The organism is uncultured Aquimarina sp. (assembly GCF_947495315.1).
In the GTDB taxonomy this organism is placed as follows: Bacteria; Bacteroidota; Bacteroidia; order Flavobacteriales; family Flavobacteriaceae; genus Aquimarina.
The window spans coordinates 209,736-231,357 of sequence record NZ_CANLYD010000007.1; the positions used below are offsets into that span (position 1 = coordinate 209,736).

Here is a 21,622-nt window from a genome sequence, read left to right on the forward strand (position 1 = left end):
ACACGTTAGTAACTACAAATAAATATTTGAAAACAAAAGTTACAATTTTAAGATGCCCCTATGTTACCTCTTCTAAAGGAGTTCCTATCAGAAAAACTCCTTCGCTAACAAACAAAAACTAATTTCACTTTCTACTTGATTCATCTTTGTTATACTTCAATTTTATTTTAAATCCAGTATCACCCCTTGATATGGCTTCAAGACAACCTTATTATCTTCAATATCTAGGTTTTCATAATTATTCGAAAGAATCTCAACTTCATTTATACTACTTCCAGAATCAAATAACTCTTCAGAGCTATTGAAGTTAAGCATTACCATAATTTTCTCTTCGCCAAGTTTCTTTATATATATATACAGCTTAGGGTTATTAAATTCTATTTCTTCGAAATCACCATGCACAAATACATCATGTTCTTTCCTTGTTTTTAATAAACTTCTATAAAAATTCAATATAGAATTAGGATCTTTGTCCTGATGCTCTACATTAATATCTTTGTAATTAGGATTAGCTTTTAACCAAGGTTCTTCTTCAGAAAAACCCCCATTTATCTCATCACTCCACTGTACTGGAGTTCTTGCATTATCACGTCCTTCTTTATTAATCATCTCTAGAGCCAATTCCTCTGTGTACCTATGAGTTATTTTATTTTCATTATAAAAATTTAAAGACTGTATATCTCTTACTTCATCAACATTAAGCAAGGATATATTGGTCATTCCAATCTCATCACCCTGATATATATTCAAGGTACCGTTTTGGGTTGATAACATGGTCATTAACATCTTAGCGGACTCTTTATGGTATTTCTTATCGTCTCCAAACCTAGACACCATACGTGCGAAATCATGGTTTCCCATAGCATTAGCAATCCAACCAGTTTCATGTATAGCATCTCGCCATTTTTTAAATATCCGTTTCATCTGGATCAGATCGAACGGAGAAGCTTCTTCAAATTTTCCATTTACTATTGTACACTCAAGAATATCGAAATGATATAACATATCTAATTCCTTTCTATCGTAGTTTACATAAAGTCCAACAGTGTCTTCATTAATACCAACTCCCTCTGCCAACGAAAAAGCATCATATTTGCTGATAACTTCTTTATTCATTTCATTAAGATACCTATGAACAGTAGGTCCATTGGCATAGACATCTTCAATAATTTTTCTAAAACCTACTTCTGGTGCATCGGGATATCCATCAGGTTTGGATATCAAAGGAATGACATCCATCCTAAATCCATCAACTCCTTTATCTAACCAAAAACGCATTGCATCATATATCTCTTCTCTCACTTTAGGATTTTCCCAATTTAGATCAGGTTGTTTTTTAGTAAAAAGGTGCAAATAATATTCTCCCGAAAATTCATCTAACTCCCAAGCACTTCCGCCAAAAAAGGATTTCCAGTTGTTTGGAGGACCACCATCAATCGAAGGTTTCTTCCAATGAAAATAATCTCTATATGGATTATCTTTAGATTTCTTAGCCTCTTCAAACCATTTATGCTCATCCGAACAATGATTAGCAACAAGATCCAAAATCAACCTCATCCCTCTTTTATGAGTTTCTTTTAATAATTCATCAAAATCATCCATAGTACCAAACTCTGGCATAATAGAACAATAATCACTTATATCATATCCATTATCGTCATTTGGCGAACTAAAAATCGGGCTCAACCATATAATATCAATATGCAAACTATGTATATAATCCAATTTTTTGATAATCCCTCTCAAATCTCCTATACCGTCATCATTACTATCATTAAAACTCCGAGGGTATATCTGATAGATTGTTCCTTTTTTAAACCAAGTAAGCTCCACTTAATAAATTTTAATTTTTAAACAATAATTATTCTTACTTATTAAAGGATTCAGACGCTATTAAATCGATTCTAATTAATTTTTTCTCAAAAAACATTGTATATAACTGAATTAATAAAAAAAAAGTTAAAATATATCAATATTGATACATGTTAAGTTCTTTTTTTATCAAAACTACAATAATATTCACATAGAATTTCAAATATCTAAATCTTTACATTACCTATACAATACAGGTTTAATAGTAGTTTTTTAAATTTAAAAAACTGATAATCAAATAATTAACCAATATCAGTAAGATATAAAAAGAAGGTCCAAATAAAGAATGTAAACGATTAAGTATAGATTTTATATAGACACATCTTTAAAATTTTTCTATACAATCATAAAAAAACAACCAATAGACTTCTTATCAAACCATTTTTCAATTTCTTAAAAAAACATAGGTCATAACATTATTTATCATAAATTAGCGTAGGTGATTCAAATACCGAAATTTGAATATTTTATTTTGGGGAAGGTTTTAAAAAAACTTATTATTTAATAAATCTTAATACTGTATTATTTTGTGCTAATTCATGTTACCACAAAATACATAACAAATAGCATCCTAAAAAAGTAAATCTTCTACTAAAAAAAATACAAACGTTTGTATTATCGTTTTTTTATCAAAATAAGATATTTATTGATAATATTTTAATACTAATTTTAATGGGTTTTAAAAAAAGAAGGGTGAAACTTGAGGATATTGCAAGAAAACTTAACGTTTCTATTGCAACAGTGTCTCGTGCTTTAGATGAAAATCCAAGAGTAAAACCAAGCACTCGGGAAAAAGTATTTAACACTGCGAAGTTGATGGGGTATATGCCTAATCAAATTGCTAAAAGTCTTAGTTCAGGCAAAACTAATATTATTGGGGTTCTGATTCCTCGATATGATGAACCTTTTTTTATTGAAGTTTGCAGAGGGATTGATCAATATGCCAGAAATCATAATTATAAAATACTTATTAGTTCCTCTAGAAACTCATATGAATTCGAAAAAGAAAACTTAATTTCCTTTGAAAGGGGTTTGGTAGATGGTATTATTTTATCACCCACACATGAAACTGAAAATGTAGCTCATCTAAATGACTTAATCAGCAAAGGAATGCCAATGGTATTATTTGACAATATTAGAGAACAAGTTTCTGGAGCTGATCATGTAATGATAGATGACAAAAAAGCTTCTTTTGCCGCTGTAGAATTCCTAATAAAAAAAGGAAAGAAAAAAATTGCTTTCATCGGAGGCATAAAAGAAAAGAAGGTATTCCAAGATCGATATAAAGGTTTTATTGCAGCGTTAACTGAATACGATATTCCTGTTCACAAAGAACTAATTTTGCATTGTAATTCTCTTCATCGAGAATTTGAAGATAAAGAAATCCTTGATTTTTTCCAGCATTTATCTACTACTCCTGATGCAGTCTTTGCCTGTACTGATAATTATGGCCTACTAACTATGAAAACCCTACTAAAAACAGGCAAAAAAATACCAGAAGAAGTTGCTGTAATAGGCTTTGGAGATTTAGGTCTGGGAGAAGTATTTGTCCCAACTTTGACATGTGTATCTCAACCAAGTTTTGAAATGGGTCAAAAAGCTGCGGAGCTTCTTATCAATCAACTTAATGAGCCTGATGAAATGGATCACAAGAAAACAATAGTTCGATTAGAAACGCAACTAACTGAAAGAGAAAGCACTTAAAACATTCTACATAAGAAAAGTATTGATGAATTATAGGAGATTTTTTGGTTTTTCAGAAAATACCATAATACAAACGCTTGTATTATTATATCAACTTATCTTATTACAGTTTTTAAAATTTGTTTAGTAAATTGTTTAGTGTATTTATTTTTTGAATGAATACATTTTTTTTACTTCACAAAATCATCTTGTTATGTCATTTAAGGTTACCAAAACTTGTCGTATTCTAATTTTATTACACCTTTTTGCTATTACCTCTGCACTTTCACAAAAAAGCGGATGGACTTTATCTACAACTGAGAATCAAAATTATACCGGTATTGTAACCGCTAATGGAAGAATTGGTATTCTCCCATCTTCCAATATTTTGGAAACTGATAAAATCATTCTAAACAATGTTTATGATAAAGAATCTCCTCTTGGTGTTAGCAGGATACTTTTAGGAATGAACTTCGGAAATCTTGATCTATATATAAACAACGTTAAGTTAAGAAATGAAAATATCAGTAATTGGAAACAGACGTTGAATATGAAAGAAGCCAGTTTCACAACAACATTCAGCTATAATTCCATTGCAGAAATTTCATATACTATATATGCGCTTCGAAATGTACCTTATTCTGGATATATTGATTTCGAAATAAAGACCTCTAAGGACATTGACCTTAAAGTCGTGGGGAAAATTCAAACTCCAGAAGAATACCTTACCCCATTGAGTACTTTTAGAACATTAAAAGATGCAGAAACAACAATGCCAATTCTCCAAACAGTTGCAAAAAGTAGATTAGGTAAACATACAGTTGGCACATCAGCTACTTTTATATGGCACGATATTAATTCTGGAAAAGAAAATCAACGTCCCAAACTAACGCACCACAAAATTTCGGAGTATAACAATCATTTATCTTTTGAAAAAAAAGTAAAAAAAGGGGAGCACTATAAATTTGCTTGGACTGCTGCCCAATGTTCTACTCAGGATTTTTTTGATCCCCAAAACGAAAGCGAGCGTTTTGTTATTTTCAACTTACTTACTCCAAGAAATGACTTATTAAATCAACATAAAGGTTTATGGAAAAACCTTTGGAAAGGGGACATCATTATAGATGGAGACCTTCAATCTCAATTGGATATAAGATTGGCATTATATCATCTTTATGCATTCTCAAGAGGAGATTCTAATCTTAGTATTGCGCCAATGGGTTTAAGCTCACAAGGTTATAACGGACATATTTTCTGGGATACTGAGTTATGGATGTATCCTCCATTATTAGTATTGAATCAGGATATTGCTCGCTCTCTAGTTAACTACAGATCAGATAGACTTGATGTAGCAAAAAGAAAAGCTATTAATTTTGGATATAAAGGAGCCATGTTTCCTTGGGAAAGTGATGACACAGGAGAAGAAGCAACCCCTCCTTGGGCATTAACAGGAACTTTTGAACATCACATAACCGCAGATGTAGGTATCGCCTTCTGGAATTATTATAGAGTGACTAAAGATAAAAAATGGCTTCAAGAGCGTGGTTACCCTTTATTAAAAGAAGTGGCAGATTACTGGGTAAGTCGGACTACAAAAAACTCTGATGGATCATATTCTATTAAAAACGTAGTAGGAGCTAACGAATTTGCATCTAACATTGATGACAATGCTTTTACTAATGGATCAGCCATCACCTGTTTAAGATATGCATCTCTTGCAGCAAAAGAAATTGGACTTATACCACATAAAATATGGAAAGAAGTTGCCGAAAAAATTGTCATTCATAAGTTTGATGATGGCACTACTAAAGAGCATAGTACATATAATGGAGATCGAATCAAACAAGCAGATGTAAATTTATTAGCTTATCCTTTGGATATCATCTCTGATCGGGAAACAATACTTAAAGATTTATCTTATTATGAATCTAAACTCGCTGAAGAAGGTCCTGCGATGGCGCAAAGCGTATTTGCAGTTATTTATGCTAGACTAGGAGATGCCGAAAATTCTTTCAGACTTTTTAAAAGGAGTTATGAACCTAACAAGAGACCTCCTTTTGGAGCACTTGCCGAAGCCGCAACAAGTAACAACCCCTATTTTGCAACAGGAGCCGGAGGCATGTTACAGGCAGTAATTTTTGGATTTGCAGGATTGTACATTACTGATGATGGTATTATTCAAAAAAATCCAATTCTACCATCAGGCTGGAAAAAGTTAACCATTACGGGAGTGGGACCTGAAATGAAAACCTTTGTAATTGAATAAGATCAATTTGTGGAATCTCTAAGTATTAAAGAAGTTTTTACAATCTCAGTTTTTGTTTGATAATTATTCTCTGATGCATTAGATAATCGATCAAGCAACATTTTTGCTGCTTTTGAACCTAAGTCTTCTGCATGTTGCGATACTGTTGTTAATTTAGGATAAGAGTGTTTTGACAATAAACCATCTGTAAAGCCAATTACTGAAATCTCTTTCGGTATACTATATCCCAATTTATTAGCCATATTTATTGCTATCGCCGCTGCAGTCTCATCCAATCCAAGTACTGCATCTATTTCATTATTCTTAAGAAATGATTCTATTTCATTTTCTTCGGTCTCTACATTATTTATAGGCAATTGTATCAATGACACCTCATCGTGTAATGAAACTTCTTCTAGAGCACCCTCTAACCTTAATTTGCCTACACTAAGATCAAAAATGGTAGAAATCACTGCAATTTTATTACATCCAGTTTTTATCAAATGTTGGATAGCTGTTTTTGATGCATGTTTATCATCAACAATTACTTTATCACAATCTATTTCTCCGCTTACCCTATCAAACATGATCAAAGGAACATTGTCTCTTTTTAGATCTTTAAAGTGATCTAGCTTATTAAGCATTTGCGTCTCTTTACTCAACGCTAATATAAATCCATCTACACTGCTATAATTAAGCATTTCTACATACTCCACCTCCTTTTCATAAGACTCATTGGTTATACAGGTTACAATTTTATACCCATTTTTAGAAGCTTCCTGTTCAATACCATATAACACTTTTGCATAAAAATGATTTAGAATTTCCGGTAATAAAACTCCTATAGTATTTGTCTTATTGCTTTTTAAACTTACGGCTAATGCGTTAGGTTTATAATTATAAAAATTAGCTAATTCGTGAACTCTATTAATGGTTTTCTGACTTATTTCCGAATCATTCTTTAATGATTTAGAAACTGTAGAAATGGATAGGTTCAATTCTTTGGCAAGCTGTTTTAGGGTAACCTTTTTCCTCATGACCTTACTATTAGAAATTTCTTATTTTAGACTTATAAGAATATTAGTCAAATTATCTTTGGAGCCTAAATTAAGCTTTTTTCTTAATCTATGCCTGCTAACATCCACACTTTGTGAACTTATTCCTAATAGTGGAGCAATTTCTTTTGAAGAAAGATTCATTTTAAGGTATGCACATAACCTTAAATCCTTGGAAGTTAGGTTAGGGTAATTTTTAGAAAGTTTTTCATAAAACTCCTGATGTGACTTATCAAAATTAATTTCAAACAACTTACTTTCTTTATCTGTAATATAATAATCCACCAATCTTACCAATTCATTATAGCTATTAGTGGGCAGTTTCTGAGGAGAAGAACTTTGTACTTTGACAATTTTATCCTTTATTTTCTTGAGAATCTTATTTTTATTTAGGTTAACATAAGCAATCTGAGTAAGCTCTCTGCTTTTTGCCTTTATCTCATCCTGTAATTTGGAATTATTTAACTCAATAATTTTATGTTCCTGTTCTAATTTCTGAGCTCTATGCTCTTCTTCCTGTTTTTGAAGTTTTTCTGCTTTCTGTTCTAACAAAATTCGTTCTTGCTTCTTCATTTTATATCGATTAATTCCGATTATCGAAATAATCAACAATAACAATAGTAGCAGATACAAAACATACGCCCAATGTGTTCTGTAAATAGGAGGTTTTATGCTGAAATCAAAAGTACTTTCTCTAAAATCACCATTGTATTTAGCTCTTATTTTAAACGTATATTCTCCTTCTTTAAGATTAAACAAGGTTTGCTCCGTTGCTGTAGTTTTCTTACTCCATTCCTTGTTATTTAAACGGGTTTGATATGCTATTTCCTGACCATATATAGGTAGCGCATAATTAATCTTAAGATCATTATCTGAAAATGGTATTTCCGAATCAAAAACATATGATTTGCCACTATTCACCGAAACGAAATTCCTGATTAACACATCACTTCCAATATTTCTATTCATTGTCTTTCTACCTTTAGAATACATAGCATAACCATTAAAAACAGGAATGATTTTATTCTCTTTATTCAATGAAAAAACATTAAGAACATCTGGTATTAACTGGTCTTTTAGTTCGGGCAGCGCTGTAAGACCGTTTTTGTCCTCTACCACTACTTTATCATTATCTACAAACCAGGTTTCATTTTCTTTTTTAAGTATTCTGGGAGCATATCCTCGATTTAAACCGATTTCAGACTTTGTAAAAGTATTTTCATTGCTAGAATAAGTATAAGAATGAAAATTTGACGTTATGACAATCTTATTTTCAACCTTTGAAAGCGATACTCTTTTTCCGTCAAAATCACTTACTGGATAAAACGCAAGGTTTTTTAATTCTTTACTATCATAATCCAAACGATACTTAAACACACCATCAGTTCCCAGAGCCACCCAAAGATTGTTTTCTTCATCAACTTCCAAATATCTCCCTGATTTTTCAAAACCTTTTAATTTATATCCTTCCCATTCATTTCCATTTCTTTGGTACAAGGAGATTCCGTTATAATTTCCAGAAACGATGACATCATTCTGTCCTGGCACTTCATATTTTCGAAAATTCCAAGCACCCAAATCTTCTCCCATTCTTGTTAAAACCTTTCCATTTAAAGCATAAGCACCTTTATCGTGTCCAACATAAATTTCGTTTTCAACTCTTTCTATATTCCAGACCTGTCCATTAAGTAACAATTCTAAAACATCATTAGAATTTCCGGAGATATCATAATTATCTGAAACATATAGTCCCTGATTGGTTCCTAAATACGTCAGATTTTGTTCTTTAACTACAGCATAAGTGGACCCTAGGTCTCCATAATAATCATAATAATAAGTAAGAGGAGAATTCAATTTTACATAATCTACTCCGTAGTCTAACGCAAGCCAAAGGTTATCTTCATAATCTTGATATATAGAGAGTATTGTATTATTTTGTAACCCATTTCGTTTATTGATATTATCCGTTTCTCCTGTCTTAAGATCTATGATATATAAGCCATTAGAAACTGTTCCAAGTGCTATTCTGTTGTCACTAAGTTTTAGAAAAGAAAAGATCTGGGCTTTCTCTACTTCATCAGACATTGAAAAATTAAGAGGAACCAGACTATCTCCAATAAGTCTATATACTCCCTTAGTATCTGTAATAATGATTAGATCTTCATTAACCTTTGTAACTCCAATAACATTCTCATTTAAATTAGAATCGCTAATCACTGGGATCAGGTTAGTTTCCTGTAATCTAAAAACACCATACTTAAGATCATTTACATATATTTGATCATCTACCTTGTAACTCCATTTAAAGCGATAAGGAGCTGGAATTTTAGTAATGATATTATCTTGATTAACATATAAATTCCTGAAGGTTTGAAAAATGATCTCATTATTAATAAAATGAGTTCTCCAATATTCCTCTATATCTGCTACAACGTCTTTCTTACTATTCCTTAATGGCTGCAAATCATAGTTATTATAGCCATTTTTAATTAACATACCATGATGCCCGTCTGCGCCAAAATAAATTGTATCCTTATTCTTAACAAATAGACTTCTATTGACCATTTCCGAATTAGTAGCTACAGAAGACCAATCAGTCCCATCAAATATCAAAACTTGATGCCCATTAGCAATATAAATTAAACCATTCTCATCCTGTTGAATATTCCAAGACTGAGCATTAAACCCCATATTTTTAGTATCATAATGGGTAATTTTAGGAAGTGTCTTATTCTTTATAGATTGGGAATAAACCGAAAAAGACAAACAACAAAGTATAATAAAAAAACGATACATTAGATGAGTTTTTACATAAGTAAGCTTATCAAATATACCATTAAAATCTTAACACATTTCACAAACCACTTGTTTATAAAACATTAATAAGTCATCAATGTTGATCCACTAAAAGATAGATACTAAATCTAGATAATTATTTAAGCTTAATTTTTTTCTTTAAATCTCTGATTCTAATTTCGAAATCACCTGGTTCCGCAACTGTTTCTAAATTTTCATTAACAAAGGATAATTCATCTTTCGTGATTGTAAATGATACTTTTTTAGATTCTCCTTTATCTAATGTAATCTTATCATACCCTTTCAGCGCACGAACTTCTGGTGTAATACTAGCATACAGATCACTTATAAAAAGTAACACAGTTTCTTTTCCTTTTCTACTTCCGGTATTAGTAACATTTACAGAAACTTCAATTGAGCCATCCTGATTCATTTCTTTAGAACTAATTGATAAATCAGCATATTCAAAACTAGTGTACGATAATCCATCTCCAAATTCATATTGCTGATCGTAGTCAGAATCATAATAATTAGGTACAGAAATGTTATCCGAGTGTTTATGATTATAATTTACAAACGCATGTGGATGTTTCGGATAATTTATAGGCAATCTTCCTGATGGATTCTCTATCCCAAATAATAAATCTGTTAAAGCATCTGCTCCATAATTACCGGGTAAGTACCCCATAAAAACTGCATCAACCAACGGTTCTATTTCATTAAAAATAATTGGTCTTCCTTCTAATAAAACAAGTATTATTTTTTTTCCAGTTTTAGATAGCGCTTTGGCCAAATCGATTTGATCCTTTGGCATTAGTATAGAATTTGTATTTCCTGGGGTTTCTGTGTATGAATTTTCGCCTAGGCATAATAATATTACATCACTTTGTTTTGCAGCTTTCACTGCTTCATTAATATTATTTTCACCTTCAAAAGAAACTCCTTGTATAAATGTAGCATTACCTGAATTCGTAAAAGTCTCAGCTATTGTATTTTTATCTTTTGCATAATTATCAGCCTCGCTACCCTGCCAATTATAAGACCAACCTCCGTTAAGTGATCTCATAGTGTTAGCAGTTGGACCTGTTACTAATATTTTAGCACCCTTTTCTAGAGGAAGAATATTATTCTTATTTTTTAATAATGTAAAAGATTCTACTGCTGCTTTTTTACTAACCTCAGCAAACTTATCAGATCCAAAATCAGGATAATCCTTTGGATCAGTAACGGGATTCTCAAACAACCCTAATTGCATCTTAACTTTTAATATTCTAGAAACTGCATCATTAATCCTTTCCTCAGAAACACTTCCTTCTTTCACTAATTCAACAAGTAATTCTGAAAACTCAAAATCATGTGGCACCATACTCATATCTATTCCCGCATTAACAGACATTTTAATTGCGTCTTTGATAGTTTCGGCTACTTTGTGTCTAGTATGCAGATAATTGATATCTGCCCAATCTGTAACAGCAATACCATCAAAACCTAATTCACCTCTTAACACATCTGTTAGTAAAAACTTACTAGCATGTACCGGAACGCCATTAATTTCGCCAGAATTAATCATTAAGGTTACAGATCCTGCATCTACTGCTTCTTTAAATGCGGGTAAAAAATACTGTCTCAATTCTCTCTCTGGTATCCATGCAGGTGTACGATCTTTACCAGAAAGTGGAACGCTATATCCCAAATAATGCTTCATACAGGAAGCAACTGTATTTGGATCTCCCAATGTTCCCTGATACCCTTCTATCATTGCGACACCCATAGTTTTTCCTAAATACACATCCTCTCCAAATGTTTCCCATAATCTTGGCCATAACGGATTTCTCCCTAAACCTAAAACAGGAGAAAAATTCCAGGGAATCGAAGAAGCTCTGGTTTCATAAGCCGATATTTTTGCTGCTTCTTTAACCAAATCTTTATTAAAAGTTGCCGCCAATCCTATTTGTTGCGGAAATAATGTGGCTCCGATTGTGTAGTTTACTCCGTGAATAGCGTCAATCCCATAAATAATTGGAATCTGTCTTGGCGTTTTTGCAGCCTCATCTTGGAAGGTTTTAATCGTTTTATACCAATCTTGCCTTGATAAAGGTACTCCTGGAGTGTTAAGTATTGAACCAACCTTATACGTATGAATAGCTTTATAAACCAATGCAGAGTCCAACTTGTAAGGCTGTGATGAACTATATTGATTATCGCCTTTTGTTACAACATCAAGCGTAATCTGTGTCATCTGACCAACCTTTTCTTCTAAAGTCATTTTAGAAAGTAAGCTTGCTACTTCATTATCTAATTCTGTACTTTTAATTGGTTTTTCTGACATCGATTTTCCATCCTCTTTATTTGATTCTGAATTACAACTTACGACAATTAGAACCAATAATATTATATATAGTTTTTGCATCATTTATTTTTTAAAAGAAAAATCAATTTCAAGACCCGTATCTGAAGTCCCTCCTACAAAAGCCTTAAAATCTCCAGGCTCTGCTTCCCATTTTTTATTGGCTGTATAAAACTGGATAGTCTCTTCGTTAACACTAAAAGTAACTGTCTTACTTTCCTTTGGTTCGAGTTCAATTAACTCAAACCCTTTTAATTCTTTCACCGGACGTGTTAAACTTCCTATCAAATCCCTAATGTATAATTGCACAACTTCTTTCCCTTTTCTCTTACCTGTGTTTGTAATAGTTACCGAAACTGAGATATTCCCACCAGAAGCAAAAGACGGAGTACTTACTTTTAGATCTTTATATTCAAAAGTCGTATAGCTTAACCCATGTCCAAAAGGAAATAAAGCATCATTTTTCTCATCCGTATAATGTGACCAAAACACCATTCCATCAGGATTTGAAGGTCTTCCTGTATTTTTTACATTGTAATATAAAGGAAGCTGACCAACATGTCTCGGAAAAGAAACGGGTAGTTTACCAGAAGGGTTATAATCACCAAACAATACATCTGCAATTGCATTTCCTGATGCTGATCCCAAATGCCAGGTTTCTAATATCGAAGGTACTTTTTCAGCAATATCCGAAATCGCCATAGGACGACCATTCATAAGAACAACTACTATATTTTTATTAACTGCATAGATCTCTTCGAATAATTTTTGTTGAGGCTTCGTTAACTCAATACTTACTTGACTTCTAGCTTCTCCAGACTGAAAAGCTTCTTCTCCAATAGCTAAAACTACAATCTCCGCACCTTTAGCTATCTTTACTGCTTCTTCAATACCTTTAAAACTATCTCTGTTTACTTTTAAATCACGTACAAAACTCCTTTCACCCACTCCAAGCTCTACTCCTTTAGCATATGATATTTTAACACTTTGATCTACTGCTGTTTTAATTCCTTCTAAAAGTGAAACCGCAGAATTAGGGGTTGCCATACCTCTCCAACTACCAATTGGAGTATCTTTATCATCAGCTAATGGACCTATAACTGCAATACTTTTGATATCCTTTTTAAGAGGCAATACGTCATTATCATTTTTTAGTAAAACGATAGACTTTTTGGCCACATCCCTAGAAACTTCTATATGTTCTTTAGTGTATACATCTTTTTTCTCTCGTTCTTCATCACAATATTTGAATGGGTCATCAAATAATCCCAACTTAAATTTAACTCGAAGTATTCGCTTAGCAGCTTCATTAATTAGTTTTTCATCTACCTTCCCCTCTTTTACTAACTGTTCTAAACCTGTTTCATAAGCTCTTCCTTCCATATCCATATCATTACCGGCGTGTATTGCCAGTTCTGCTGCATGTGTTTTATCTTTTGCATACCCATGAAATATCATCTCTGCAATAGATGCCCAATCAGAAACTATAAATCCATCCCAATCCCAAGTATTCTTAAGAAGATCTCTCTGCAATCCTTTATGTCCAGTCGCTGGTATACCATCGATTTCATTAAATGAACTCATCATAGAAGCCACACCAGCATCTACTGCAGCTTTAAAAGGAGGCAATACCGTATTATGCAACTCATACTCACCAATACTTACTGTGTTATAATCTCTTCCACCTTCTGCAAAACCATATGCAGCAAAATGTTTAGCACAAGCAGCTAACGTATTATTTTTAGACAAATCATCTCCTTGAAAACCTTCAATTCTAGCAACAGCAATTTTTGAAGCTAAAAAAGGGTCCTCTCCCGCTCCTTCCATAACTCTACCCCAACGAGCGTCTCTAGAAATATCCATCATGGGGCCAAATGCCCAATTAATCCCAGAAGCCGTTGCTTCTTTTGCCGCTATAGATGATGACTTTGTAATCGCCTCTAGATCCCAGCTTGCACTTTCTCCAAGTGGAATAGGAAACATAGTTTTAAAACCGTGTATGACATCATATCCGAAAAGCAACGGTATTTTTAATCGTGAATTTTCAATAACGGTTTTCTGCAATTCTTTAGTTCCTGCAACAGAAGTAGCATTAAGCATAGCTCCAACTTCTCCGTTTTTCAGTTTTTCATATTTTTCTTTATTCCCTACATCAGAAGGCGGTCCGGTTACATCCCAACTTCCATTATATAATACAAGTTGTCCTATTTTTTCTTTAACGGTCATCAAAGAAAGTAGGGAATCTACTTTTCTTTCAATAATATCTGAAGATTCTTGACTCCCTTTATCTTGAGAAAAACTAAATTTAGGAACTATTAATAAAAGACCTATTGTAATAATTATGCTAGTACTCCTAAAATTAAATTTTTTATAAATTTTCACTGATTTTGCTTTTTAGTTATTTGCAATAAATGATTAAACAAATCTATCCCCTCTATTTACTTAAAAAATATTAACTCTATAATCATTTAAAGAGTAAATAAATATTTTAGATTTTCTACTATGAATATTGATAAAACTACAACATTACATCGTAATTCGCTATAACAAACCAATCTTAACATTGTATTTACATATCATAACAAAAGTTTAAAGATAATTTTCAAATATTCAAAAAAAACACTGTAATTCAGCTATTTATGCTTTTTAACTATTAAAGGAAGAAATGATTCAACAGCTAACAAAACAAAACCTAGTAAAGATTAATTATATATATTAAATCAAAGAATTTTATAATTACTACTAAATATTATCTATCTATTTTCAAATTAAAAAGAAGCTCATTATCTTAACAATTGCAATTAAAAAAACCAATATCAAAATTAAAGCAACACTTCAATAAGTATACGATTCCGGTCTTTTCATCTTTTTATAACCTACAATTTGTAAAAAAAAGACTTAATTATTTAACATTAGCTTTTATTTTAACAGCATAATGATGATTTTAGTCCTTATAAAATAAATATAAGTTTATTGTAAGTTTTGGTAAATTCTATACGACTAACAGTAAATGTCTGTAACTAAAAAATGACACAGCATGTCTAAAACATATTACGATCCCGCGGATCTAAGAAAATTTGGAAAGATAACAGAATGGAGTGAAGAACTTGGAACTAAATTCTTTGATTACTATGGAAAAGTTTTTGAAGAAGGGGCATTAACTGCACGCGAAAAGTCTTTAATTGCATTAGCAGTCTCTCACGTAGTAAAATGCCCTTATTGTATTGATGCCTATACGAAGGATGGGCTTCAGAGAGGAATTACTAAAGAAGAAATGATGGAAGCTGTGCACGCAGGAGCAGCTATAGAGAGTGGAGCTACATTGGTACACGGTGTGCAGATGATGAATAAATACGAAAAATTGTCAATGTAAACGGATTGCTATTCATACGCTTTACTTTATTAAAAAGAGAATATTACCGCTAAAAACAATGTATGGCTACTAAGTCACTAAAGAAAAGAAATAACGAGCTGGCTAACTCTAATAGACAACTAGAGATTCTGAATAATGGTATTTTTGCAAATGGAGAATTGCCTAAATTCGCTGATAAAATTGCCGAAATTGGATATGACACATTGCGCCCTAATAAATTGGAAATACTCCAAATTAATGTAGGATATATGTGTAACCAAGTTTGCGAACATTGTCACGTAGATGCAGGTCCAGATCGAAAAGAAATTATGACTAAGGAGACCATGCAACAGTGTCTTGAAGTCATTAAAAAAACAGGAGCTCACACCTTAGACTTAACAGGAGGCGCTCCAGAAATGAATCCTAATTTTAGATGGTTTGTAGAAGAAGCAAGCAAAGCCGGAATCAAAGATTTTATTGTACGAAGTAATCTTACCATTATTAGAGCTAATAAAAAGTACTATGATTTACCTGATTTCTTCAAAAAACATAATGTACATGTAGTTTCCTCAATGCCTCATTGGACTAGAGGTAAAACTGACAAACAACGAGGAGATGGTGTCTTTGACAAATCTATTAAAGCATTACAAGAACTTAATGAACGTGGATATGGCATGCCAGATAGTGGTTTGAGATTAGATTTGGTTTATAATCCATCTGGTGCTTTCTTACCAGGTGATCAAGCGTCTATGGAAAAAGATTTTAAAAAAGCTTTATTAGAAGATTTTGGAATTCGCTTTCATAATTTGTTTGCAATTACTAATTTACCGATCAGTAGATTTTTAGATTATCTAATTGCTTCAGAAAATTATGAAGACTATATGTATTCGTTGGTAGAGGCGTATAATCCATCTGCTGTAGCAAATGTAATGTGCACTAATACTATTTCTATAAGCTGGGATGGTTGGTTATATGATTGTGATTTTAACCAAATGTTAGATCTTAAAGTTGCCAGTAAAGTAAAACATATTAGTGAGTATAATGAAGAACTACTACAAAACAGAGATATCATCATCTCTCAGCACTGTTATGGCTGTACAGCTGGGGCTGGAAGTAGTTGTCAAGGAACTGTAGCATAAAATGATCAACATATGAACATTAAAACCGCCATATTAGTTTTTGTGAACTCCTCTAAGGAAGAGCTTCTACATAAACCTATTATTGGTGGTGAAAAACTTTTTACGGAGCTTACCAAAAAAACAATGAACACTGTAGAGAGCTCTGGACTTCCATTTTTTGTGCTTACAGAAAAAAGGCAAAGTGGTAAGACCTTCGGAGAACGTTTCGTAAATGCTATTCAGGCTACTTATGATCTTGGATTCGAAAATATAATCACGATAGGAAATGACACACCTCATTTAAAGAAACATCATTTATTAGAAAGTGCCAAACAACTTGAAAACAGCAAGTTTGTCTTGGGTCCATCTGTTGATGGTGGATTTTATCTGATGGGATTACATAAATCTCAGTTCAATAGAAATACCTTCTTAAAACTTCCTTGGCAATCAAAACATTTAGCTAAGAGTATATCATTTTTAATTAAAAATACAGAAATTGAAGTTGCACAACTTGAGGTTTTATATGACATTGATACCGTTGATGATCTAAAAATCATTTCTAAACTTAATTTTACTTTTTCTGAAACGCTTCAGGCTATTATATATCATATTACAAATTCCCAAATAGAGATATCAAAACATACAGGTTCTATAAAAGACACTTGTTATCTCCAATCCTTTTATAATAAAGGTTCTCCTATTTTTTCGAATTCCAGTTTTTACACTATTTAGATACTAACAACTACCTTTTCTTCTTAAGTGAAGTTTATGGAACAGTCCTGAATACAGGTTTAAAAACTGATCTCTACAAATAGATCTGCACTTTAACAATCAATTACATTGTATAGCTATATTAACTAGACATGTTGTTATATATGAGAAAAATAATCGTAGTACTATTATTAATTTTATTTCCTTTTTTAGCTATTAGCCAGGATTCACTTGATGAATTACTGGATCAATACAATAATGAAAGTATTCCATATATATCGGTAAAAGAATTAAGTGAGATACAAAGTGAAGTAATTCTATTAGACGCTAGAGAAATAAATGAGTACAATACTAGTCACCTAAAAGGTGCAATCCATGTAGGATATGACCATTTTAATATTAATACTGTATCCAACGAAAACATAGATAAGAGATCAAAAATTATTGTTTACTGCAGTTTAGGAATACGATCAGAAGACATTTCAGAAAAACTACGAGAAGCGGGCTACAACAATGTCTATAACCTATATGGCGGAATTTTTGAATGGAAAAATGATAATTATAAAGTAATTAACGCTAAAGGGAAAGAAACGGATAAAATACACGCATTTTCCAAACAATGGGGGAAATGGTTACATAAAGGAAAAAAAGTATATACACAGTGAAAGAAAAGAACCTATTAATGATTTTTACCCGAAATCCTGAATTGGGTAAATGTAAAACTCGCTTAGCGGCAACCATAGGAGATCACGCCGCCCTGGAAGTTTACGAGCTATTGTTAGAACATACGGTATCTATTACCAAAAATCTTACAGTGGCAAAAGAAGTATACTATTCCACACGAATTGGAGAGAACGATATCTGGAATCCTACTGTTTATGATAAAAAACAACAAGAAGGAGAAGATCTTGGTGATCGGATGTATAATGCTTTCAAGAGTGGGTTTAAAGCAGGGTACACCAATATCATCATTATAGGAAGTGATATGTACGACCTAAGCCAATCTGATATACAGAACGCATTCAATGCTCTGGAAATACATGATTATGTAATAGGTCCCGCAGAAGATGGCGGGTATTATTTACTAGGTATGAAAAAGCTGAATTCCAAAGTTTTTCAAAACAAATCCTGGGGAACAAATACTGTACTTCAAAATACATTGAACGATCTACAACAAACAAATATTAAATTATTAGAAGAACGTAATGATATAGATTATTATGAAGATATCAAGGACATTTCAGTTTTTCAACATTTATTAAGCTATCAAAATGACTAAATACATTAAAGAAACAACCGAATACTTACAAGAAAAAGGATTTGATAATCCAGAAATAGGCATCATCTTAGGAACCGGATTAGGGCAGTTACTAGATGAAATAGAAATCATAAAAGAAGTAAGTTATAATCACATTCCCAATTTCCCTACAGCCACTGTAGAATTCCACAAAGGAAAGTTAATCTATGGAAAATTAGAAGGCAAAAAAGTAGTGGTAATGCAAGGGCGTTTTCATCTCTACGAGGGTTACTCTCTGCAAGATGTGACATATCCCGTTAGAATTATGCATCAATTAGGAATCAAAACACTTTTAGTTTCTAATGCATCCGGAGCGATTAATTTAAACTTTAAGAAAGGCGAATTAATGCTGATCGATGATCATATTAATCTTCAGGGAGGATCTCCTTTGGCATTTAAAGGAGTGGAACAATTAGGAACTCGTTTTACAGATATGAGCGCTCCTTATGACCTTAAAATTAATGCAAAATTAGAATCCATTGCTAAAGAAAACAACATCAATCTGCATAAAGGTGTGTATGCATCAGTAGTAGGACCGCAATTAGAAACTCGTGCAGAATATCGCTATCTAAAAATTATTGGAGCTGATGCTGTAGGGATGAGTACGGTTCCTGAAATTATTGTAGCAAATCATTTGGATCTTAGAGTTGCAGCAGTATCTGTTCTTACAGACGAATGTGATCCGGACAACCTACAACCTGTAAATATTGACGAGATTATTGCCATGGCCGGAAAAGCAGAACCAGAAATGATCCTTTTATTCAAAGAATTGATAAAATCTCTTTAAACATTAATAAATTAAGTAATTATCCCTTCAAAATAAAGAAAATAAAAATATGAGCTATTTAGAAACCACGCATGATGTATATAAAGAAGCAGCATTAACTCCAGATGTAGGTTTATGTTGTACTACAAATCCCATTTGGGAACTACCTGGATTAAAAATCCCAAAGATCATGCAAGAAATGAATTATGGTTGCGGGAGTACAGTAAACGCTCGTGATTTAACCAATAATCCAAAAACACTTTATGTTGGTGTTGGTGGAGGAATGGAATTATTACAATTTTCATATTTCTCTCGTCAAAAAGGTGGTGTGATTGGTATTGATGTAGTTCAGGAAATGCTGGATGCTTCTCATAAAAATTTTAAAGAAGCAGAAGAACAAAATGAATGGTTCAAGAGTGAATTTGTCGACCTAAGATTTGGTGATGCACTGAATCTCCCTGTAGAAGATAATAGTATCGATGTTGCAGCTCAAAATTGTTTATTCAATATTTTTAAAGCAGAAGACCTTAAGAAAGCTATTGAAGAAATGTATCGGGTATTAAAACCTCATGGCAGATTAGTGATGAGCGATCCTACTTGCGAGCAACCTATGAATGATACGCTCAGAAATGATGAACGATTAAGAGCTTTATGTCTAAGTGGCAGTTTACCAATTGCCGAGTATGTAAAAGCATTAACAGATGTTGGTTTTGGAACCATAGAAATTAGAGCGCGTAAACCGTATCGTATTTTGGATCCTAAAAACTATGAAACCGATGAATTAATCTATATCGAGTCAATAGAAGTTGCCGCGATCAAGGATCCTATGCCAGAAGACGGACCATGCGTTTTTACTGGTAAGGCTGCCATTTATTATGGTAATGAAGGTTATTTTGATGATAAAAAAGGACACGTATTACTGAAAAATCAACCTATTGCGGTTTGTGATAAAACTGCTGGTGCCCTTGCTGATCTGGGAAGAGATGATATTTTCATTAGCGAATCTACGTACCACTATGATGGTGGTGGATGTTGCTAAAGTTTTAAAGTAACAATTTTATATCCCTAAAACAGTCTACTGTTTTAGGGATTATTTTTTCAAACCAATTTCTTCGCCATTGCTTTTCGGAATTCATATAATATTAAAAACATAGAACACCAAAGTGGGTTCATATTAGTTTTCAATCCTTTTCCTTTAGAAAACCGAATAATTTGCCTGGCGTAAAAACCGCCTTCTGCAGCATCTTCCAATTGTTTTAATCCAGTGCGGAGTACCAAGTTTTTAAGATGCGGTAATTCTCCATCTAGAAATTTAACTATATCCTCTCTGTTTGTAATAAAAGGACGAGCCATACCTATCAAATCAACCTCTCCATTGGCTAACACCTCATTACAAAAATCATAAGATCTAAAACCACCAGTAATCATTAGAGGCAGTTTACTGATAGTTCTTATTTTCTTAGCAAAATCAATAAAATACGCTTCTCTTTGTTTAGTGCTTTCTTTAAGTTCAGAATCCTCTTCATTCATTATAAAGAAAGCTAGTTTTTCATAAGTCCCTCCTGATATTTCTAGCAGATCAATCTTTTCCTTATCTAACATCTTTATTACTTCCAGTGATTCTTCTTCGGTAAATCCTCCTCTCTGAAAATCTGCTGAATTTAACTTTACAGATATCGGAAAATCGGTCCCAACAGCTTTTCTAACTTCTCTGATGATCGTTAGTAATAAGCGGCTACGATTTTCAATACTCCCTCCCCAATGATCTCGTCGTATATTGGTATTGGGTGATAAAAACTGGCTTAATAGATATCCATGAGCTGAATGAATCTGAACCCCAGTAAAACCAGCTTCCTTGGCTAGTTTAGCCGCTTTAACAAAACCTTGTATTACCTCTTGGATATCCTGTTCTGTCATTGCTTTGGGTTTGCCAAAAAGCCCTAATTTCTTTAACTGTATTTCAGAAGGTGCTAAGGGTCTATTGGTTCCAAATCTATTGGTCTGTCTTCCCGAATGAGAAATCTGAACCCAAATATGATTCCCATGCTTTTTACCTGCTTCAGCCCAGGATTTTAGTTTTGGCAACATTTTATCATCATCAAAACATACATTTCCGGCAGATTCCAAATGTTTTCGATCCAGCACCACATTACCAGTAATCAATAAACCTGCACCTGTTTTGGACCAATCCGCATACAATTGTTCATGTCCTTTAGTTGGTTCAAACTTATTATTGCTAATGCGCTCTGTCATGGCAGATTTAACTAATCTATTATTTAATATCGCGCCACAAGGGAGTGTTAAAACTGTACTAATCATATAAAAATAGTTCGATTGCAATAATACGGAATCCAACCTTAATCTACAATAATAAAATACA

General features: G+C 32.7%; 15 protein-coding genes. 9 read left to right on the forward strand and 6 right to left on the reverse strand.

The features are described 5' to 3' along the window. Positions 1 to 162: 162 nt before the first annotated feature. On the reverse strand, positions 163 to 1,833 hold the full coding sequence (locus Q0910_RS14540; RefSeq protein ID WP_299217989.1) for an alpha-glucosidase: 1,671 nt from the start codon (positions 1,831 to 1,833) through the stop codon (positions 163 to 165). A 711-nt stretch (positions 1,834 to 2,544) separates the two neighbouring features. Between Q0910_RS14540 and Q0910_RS14545 the strand changes: the two genes are divergently transcribed. Together Q0910_RS14545 and Q0910_RS14550 are read left to right on the forward strand one after the other, a co-directional pair. Next, on the forward strand, positions 2,545 to 3,576 hold the full coding sequence (locus Q0910_RS14545; protein WP_299217991.1) for a LacI family DNA-binding transcriptional regulator: 1,032 nt from the start codon (positions 2,545 to 2,547) through the stop codon (positions 3,574 to 3,576). A gap of 193 nt (positions 3,577 to 3,769) precedes the next feature. Beyond that, positions 3,770 to 5,821 carry a glycoside hydrolase family 65 protein gene (locus tag Q0910_RS14550; protein ID WP_299217993.1) on the forward strand — a complete coding sequence of 684 codons (2,052 nt, stop codon included), beginning with the start codon at positions 3,770 to 3,772 and terminating at the stop codon, positions 5,819 to 5,821. A 2-nt stretch (positions 5,822 to 5,823) separates the two neighbouring features. Here the strand turns inward: Q0910_RS14550 and Q0910_RS14555 are convergent, their stop codons facing one another. The 4 genes from Q0910_RS14555 to bglX form a co-directional block, all read right to left on the reverse strand. Continuing rightward, positions 5,824 to 6,837: a LacI family DNA-binding transcriptional regulator gene (locus Q0910_RS14555; protein WP_299217995.1), complete on the reverse strand. Its 1,014-nt coding sequence runs from the start codon at positions 6,835 to 6,837 to the stop codon at positions 5,824 to 5,826. Between the two features lie 21 nt (positions 6,838 to 6,858). Beyond that, on the reverse strand, positions 6,859 to 9,651 hold the full coding sequence (locus Q0910_RS14560) for a LuxR C-terminal-related transcriptional regulator (protein WP_299217998.1): 2,793 nt from the start codon (positions 9,649 to 9,651) through the stop codon (positions 6,859 to 6,861). Between the two features lie 136 nt (positions 9,652 to 9,787). Next, complete coding sequence (locus Q0910_RS14565; RefSeq protein ID WP_299218000.1) at positions 9,788 to 12,061, reverse strand: glycoside hydrolase family 3 N-terminal domain-containing protein; 2,274 nt, start codon at positions 12,059 to 12,061, stop codon at positions 9,788 to 9,790. Between the two features lie 3 nt (positions 12,062 to 12,064). After that, a complete protein-coding gene (bglX, locus tag Q0910_RS14570) occupies positions 12,065 to 14,380 on the reverse strand; it encodes a beta-glucosidase BglX (RefSeq protein ID WP_299218003.1) in 2,316 nt (771 codons plus the stop codon). Positions 14,381 to 15,035: 655 nt separating this feature from the next. Here bglX and Q0910_RS14575 point away from each other — a divergent pair. The 7 genes from Q0910_RS14575 (at position 15,036) to arsM (ending at position 20,281) form a co-directional block, all read left to right on the forward strand. Continuing rightward, a complete protein-coding gene (locus tag Q0910_RS14575) occupies positions 15,036 to 15,371 on the forward strand; it encodes an arsenosugar biosynthesis-associated peroxidase-like protein (RefSeq protein ID WP_298545331.1) in 336 nt (111 codons plus the stop codon). 62 nt (positions 15,372 to 15,433) lie between these two features. Next, entirely contained in the window at positions 15,434 to 16,489 is a 1,056-nt protein-coding gene (gene arsS / locus Q0910_RS14580) for an arsenosugar biosynthesis radical SAM (seleno)protein ArsS (RefSeq protein WP_299218005.1), read from the forward strand. 12 nt (positions 16,490 to 16,501) lie between these two features. Further along, positions 16,502 to 17,200: a DUF2064 domain-containing protein gene (locus Q0910_RS14585; RefSeq protein ID WP_299218007.1), complete on the forward strand. Its 699-nt coding sequence runs from the start codon at positions 16,502 to 16,504 to the stop codon at positions 17,198 to 17,200. Positions 17,201 to 17,343: 143 nt separating this feature from the next. After that, a complete protein-coding gene (locus tag Q0910_RS14590) occupies positions 17,344 to 17,844 on the forward strand; it encodes a rhodanese-like domain-containing protein (RefSeq protein ID WP_299218009.1) in 501 nt (166 codons plus the stop codon). Further along, the gene (locus tag Q0910_RS14595; protein ID WP_299218132.1) at positions 17,832 to 18,458 is read left to right on the forward strand and encodes a TIGR04282 family arsenosugar biosynthesis glycosyltransferase; all 627 of its coding nucleotides are present in this window, start codon (positions 17,832 to 17,834) and stop codon (positions 18,456 to 18,458) included. Before Q0910_RS14590 ends, Q0910_RS14595 begins: the two co-directional genes overlap by 13 nt. Next, positions 18,451 to 19,263 (forward strand): purine-nucleoside phosphorylase, encoded by an 813-nt coding sequence (locus tag Q0910_RS14600; RefSeq protein WP_299218011.1) that lies wholly within the window; start codon positions 18,451 to 18,453, stop codon positions 19,261 to 19,263. The genes Q0910_RS14595 and Q0910_RS14600 overlap by 8 nt, the downstream gene beginning before the upstream one ends. A 49-nt stretch (positions 19,264 to 19,312) precedes the next feature. Beyond that, complete coding sequence (arsM, locus tag Q0910_RS14605) at positions 19,313 to 20,281, forward strand: arsenosugar biosynthesis arsenite methyltransferase ArsM (RefSeq protein WP_299218012.1); 969 nt, start codon at positions 19,313 to 19,315, stop codon at positions 20,279 to 20,281. Between the two features lie 59 nt (positions 20,282 to 20,340). Here the strand turns inward: arsM and Q0910_RS14610 are convergent, their stop codons facing one another. Then, on the reverse strand, positions 20,341 to 21,561 hold the full coding sequence (locus tag Q0910_RS14610; protein ID WP_299218013.1) for an NADH:flavin oxidoreductase/NADH oxidase family protein: 1,221 nt from the start codon (positions 21,559 to 21,561) through the stop codon (positions 20,341 to 20,343). Positions 21,562 to 21,622: the final 61 nt, after the last annotated feature.